Source organism: Streptomyces sp. WM4235, from assembly GCF_001279725.1.
GTDB lineage: Bacteria > Actinomycetota > Actinomycetes > Streptomycetales > Streptomycetaceae > Streptomyces.
Genome location: NZ_LGDE01000114.1, coordinates 1 through 4,213 on the forward strand (window position 1 = coordinate 1; position 4,213 = coordinate 4,213).

Here is a 4,213-nt window from a genome sequence, read left to right on the forward strand (position 1 = left end):
GTGACCGCCTGCCGGAGTGCCGGACGCCGGCGCCCGGGGGCCCGGTCATGAGGCGCGGGGTGCCGGGGGGCCCTCAGGCCCGCTCGGGGGGGGGTTGGGGCCCTCCACGGTGGGGCGGTGGGGGGGGCCGCCGTAAGCGCGGTACCGGCGGTCACGGCGAGGACGGCGGTCACGGCGGCGACGACTCGACGGCGCGGGGCGCGGGTGACGGCGGTGCGGGCAGCGGCCGCGGCGTCGACGGCGACCTCGGCTTCGGCGTTGACGTTGACGTTGGCTTCGGTGAAGCGGCGACGAGCGATGGCTCGGTCGTGGAACACGATGGGTCCTCCCCCATGGAGACCGGGCGCACCCTGCGCCACGCCTGGTCAGACTCATGATCGCGAGGGAGGGTTGTACGCACGTTCGATTGCTGGTGGTGTTCTCGTTCCGCGGCCACATCGAGGGTCCATGGCCGTTCAAAGCCGTGTTCGTGGACCCGGAAAGGTCCCGGACCACCATCGACCACTCGATCGGCCCCCTCATCGCCCGCACCATCGTGGAGGGCACCAACCACGTCCCGAGCGGGCCTGAGGCCACCCCGGAACCCGGCGCCTCATCACCGGTCACCCGGGCACCGGCGGCCGGGACACCGGCGGCCGGTCACTGGTCACCGCCTTCCCCGAGCACACAGATCAGGGCGACGAGTACGAGCAGGATCGTGGCGAGCCGCTGAACGTCCCGGGCCGCCCACCCCTCGTTCAGGGCGAGGACGAGAACGGCGGTACCTGCGCGTTGCAGCTCTGACCTGGACAAACGTGACCCAACAGCTGTCAAGAGGCCTTGTTGCAGCCCGTGTTGCACCACCATCCCGGTGCCGGAGGACAAGCCGAAGGCCCCGGGGGGCACGGCGTCCCGGGGCCTCCACTTCGCTGACCTCCCACTCAACTCCGAGCGACTTGGCGGGTCACGCCCAGTCCCTGTCGGGGACCACGGTCGGACTCGCGGTCGACGCGATCTGCGCGAACCCGCTCCCCGGCCACGAGATCGTCGAGCTCGCCCCGACGGAGACTCCCAACCTGACACGCAAGACGCTTGCCTGCCCGGCCGGGAAGACCGTCCTGAGCGGTGGCGTCGCCGCCTACAACACGGCCCTCATCACCGGCGGTTTCCCGGAGTTCATCGACGCGGCCAAGGGCTTCCACTGGGCGGCCGCGGTCCGAGAGATCTCCCGCCCGTCCTCGGTCAGCGGCCTGACCGCGGTCTGCGCGAACATCGCCTGACCGGCACCCCTTGGCGACGCTCCTCGGCGGGGCCCCTACCGGTCCGCGGCCGAGGAGCGCCGCCGCGCCTGCCCCGCCTGGTCCCCGCCCCCGAGCCCGTCCTGGCGCGCGTCTACCGGGGGCCGCATTACCTGCTGGCACGCCGAGGTTCCGGTGAGGGAGGCTGGGGGCCGTTCGGCAGCGACAAGGGAATCGCCGGAACGATGCGGGAGTGCCGTCTGGTGGGAGAGTCGCTTTCCTGCCGGCAAGAGGGGCTTCTCCGACGTGCGAGGTGGGGGACATGCGTGCCGGCCGCTGCCGTCGGCGTGCTGCCGGTAACCGTTCGCCCGTGGGGCCGTTGATCGGGTGATACCCGTGCTGCCCTCGGTGTTGCGGGACCTCGCAAGGGCGTGTGCCGCGTACGCGACAGCGCGGTCGGCGCCCGTTCCAACTACTTCAGCGCGTGCCCGTCCTGGCCGTGAAGCCGGGGCGGGCGCCGCGATGTTCACGAGCCGTGGTGCTCGCCATCTCATTCGTCCTGTCTGGAGATTCGTGTTCCCTCCTGCTGATACCGCCACGTTCCAGCCGGCCCCACCGCGCCGCTGGCACCCGGCGCTGGCGGTTCCCGCCGTTGTCCTCGCCACGCTCGTGGTTCCGCCACTCGGTGCCGCACTCGCGTTCATGGCCCGCTGGGACAAGGCCGGCCGGGCGGTAACCGTGGTCCTGGCCTCGATCTGGTTCGGTGTACTGCTTGCCACCGCCTCCGGCCCGAAGCCTGTGCGCGACGATGCGAAACCCGGTTCCCAGCCGGTGGTCACCGTCACCGTCACCGCGTCGGCCCCCACCTTGGCCGCCCCCTCTTCCACGCCTTCGCCGACACCCGTTTCGGCATCACCCACACCTGTCTCGCCGTCTGTCTCCGCACCGGCGTCGGTCCCGCCCGTTGCCGCCCCGGCCCAGCCGCAGGATCCCCAGGCTCCGCCGAGCCGGCCACACGCCCCGGCCCCGGCGCGGGCTGACGACGGGAAGGCGGGGACCTCGGATGACGCTCCGGCGGCCGTGGGGGCTTCGTCAGGCGGGAGTTCGACCAGCGGGGGAGGAGGCAGGGCGTACTACCGCAACTGCACGGCGGTCAGGGATGCGGGGGCAGCTCCGATCCGCCGCGGGGACCCCGGTTTCGACAGCCACCTCGATCGCGATGGCGACGGCATCGCCTGCGAGTGACCATGCCACCCTCGCGCGCGGGCATCGCCGGCGAAGCGGAGGCGACCTGAGATCGGATCACTCGCGTGGTGTCCGTTCCGACCCCGGGCACCACACCAAGGGGGTGCGCCCGCGTATCGGCGCGTACCCCGGGCTGACGGAGCGGCGCACCATGGTTGGGCCCGCCGCTTCGGCAGTCACCCCGAGCCGGGCAAGCGGGAATCAGGTGGTGCGGGGCGGGCGGGCTGCAGGTTCGCCTTCGCGCCGGTTGGGGCAGGCCCTCTCGTGCACGATGACTCCGCCTTCGGGGCCACCTATCGCAAGGGCCCGGGCTCCGCACCGTCTGCAGGCGGGTGGCCGATCGTCCTTTTCACCGGTGGGTCGCGCGGCGCGCGCGTTCATGAGGCGGGCCTTGTCCTGGGGCAGGCCCACACCTCGATGTCGGTGTTGTGGACGCCTTGCCGGCTGGAGATCTTTCCGCGGGAGACCGCACCGGCGGTGAGTTTCCTGCCGCAGGCAACGCAGGCCCGGCCCACACCGACCGCCCAGGGCAGGCCCTGGGCCGGGGGCAGGGGAGCGTCCGCGCATTGCAGCGTCGTCGTGGTCACGCGGCCACCCTCCCACGGGCGTCGGGGCTGTGGCGCGCGGCGGTCCGCCTCAGAGGTTGCAGGGGCGGGCTGAGTTGGGCATGCCCCGACCGGCGAGGAGTTCGGATACGCCGGCCCCTCGTGCCGCCGGCAATACCCGCCCTCGGGCAGCCCCTGTCCCTCGGTGGCCTGGGGTCCTTCGGATGTCGGCTTCACCGCGGAATCGTTCCCGCTTGTTCGCGAGATGACGCGCATGCCCGGCGCGGTTGTTCCGGCGGCCGCTCGTTGGCGCCTTCCTGACTCCGCGCTGACCTCAACCGCCGCGCCATGCTGCCCACCCGGCAGGTGATCCGAACGGACGACTGCCTGTTCGTCGGTGCTCTTGACACGGCTTGTGAAGGGCACGAGTCCGCGACGCACCAGGAACGGGCCGGCTAACCGTCGAGTCGGCGAGGCGATCGCCGGGATGGGCGGACGGATTCGTTCTGAGCTGCGGTTTCCGCCTGTCCGTGCGAAGAATCGCGCAGAACGGCCGTTACGGAACTTGCTGATCCGGTTGGGTGACGGGCGGATCGGTACGCCCCGGGGTGCGCTCCGGGCGCAATGATCGACTGGACCGTGCGCGCCCTGGGTGGGTGTGGCGGTCAGTGAATGTCAGGGTCACGCTCACGCGGGCTGCGTGTAGTGCCCAAGCCCGTGTGACGGAGATGTCCGGGGTGGGTAACCGGCCTTGTCGGGGGCTGTTGTCGGCCCCATGTCGGGTCGAGAGTTTGGGTCCTCGGCCCACCACGGGCCGGGCACCCGCACCGCTACAGGGTTCGTATGGGCGGGTGAAGCACCGTTCTTGAGGGGCCAACAGATGTCTGTTTCCTCGACCGCCCGCCGTATCGGTGCCACTGTCCTGGCCGCCGGCGCGATCGTGTCGGCCGCCGCGCTTCCCGCGACCGCGGCGGATCGGGGTCATGACCGGCAGCCGCGGGTGGAGATCTCCCGGGTCCAGGCCGACGCTCCTGGTCGTGACGACCGTTCCAACCGTTCCCTGAACGGGGAGTGGGTCGAGATCCGCAACACGACCCGCCGGCCGGTGAACCTGCGTGGCTGGACGCTGCGTGACTCCGACGGCAACCGGTACCGCTTCAACGACACCCGCATCGGCGGCCGCGCCACCATCCGGATCCACACCGG

Annotated in this window: 5 protein-coding genes and 1 pseudogene; 3 read left to right on the forward strand and 3 right to left on the reverse strand. The window is 71.6% G+C overall.

Translation table 11 applies throughout. From position 1 onward, the window contains the following. Both ADK55_RS39705 and ADK55_RS38485 read right to left on the reverse strand, forming a co-directional pair. Positions 1 to 317: pseudogene (locus ADK55_RS39705) on the reverse strand (hypothetical protein); the annotation flags it as partial. 322 nt (positions 318 to 639) lie between these two features. Next, entirely contained in the window at positions 640 to 792 is a 153-nt protein-coding gene (locus ADK55_RS38485) for a hypothetical protein (RefSeq protein WP_159041359.1), read from the reverse strand. Positions 793 to 935: 143 nt separating this feature from the next. On the opposite strand from ADK55_RS38485, the gene ADK55_RS12115 reads away from it, so the two are divergent. Both ADK55_RS12115 and ADK55_RS36280 read left to right on the forward strand, forming a co-directional pair. Further along, entirely contained in the window at positions 936 to 1,259 is a 324-nt protein-coding gene (locus tag ADK55_RS12115; RefSeq protein WP_053677930.1) for a hypothetical protein, read from the forward strand. Between the two features lie 660 nt (positions 1,260 to 1,919). Continuing rightward, positions 1,920 to 2,462 carry an excalibur calcium-binding domain-containing protein gene (locus ADK55_RS36280; protein WP_078998823.1) on the forward strand — a complete coding sequence of 181 codons (543 nt, stop codon included), beginning with the start codon at positions 1,920 to 1,922 and terminating at the stop codon, positions 2,460 to 2,462. 377 nt (positions 2,463 to 2,839) lie between these two features. Here ADK55_RS36280 and ADK55_RS38490 read toward each other — a convergent pair whose 3' ends face one another. Next, positions 2,840 to 3,049: a hypothetical protein gene (locus ADK55_RS38490; protein WP_159041360.1), complete on the reverse strand. Its 210-nt coding sequence runs from the start codon at positions 3,047 to 3,049 to the stop codon at positions 2,840 to 2,842. An 838-nt stretch (positions 3,050 to 3,887) separates the two neighbouring features. Between ADK55_RS38490 and ADK55_RS12120 the strand changes: the two genes are divergently transcribed. After that, a partial coding sequence (locus tag ADK55_RS12120) for a lamin tail domain-containing protein (RefSeq protein WP_078998821.1) occupies positions 3,888 to 4,213 on the forward strand: 326 nt, incomplete at its 3' end.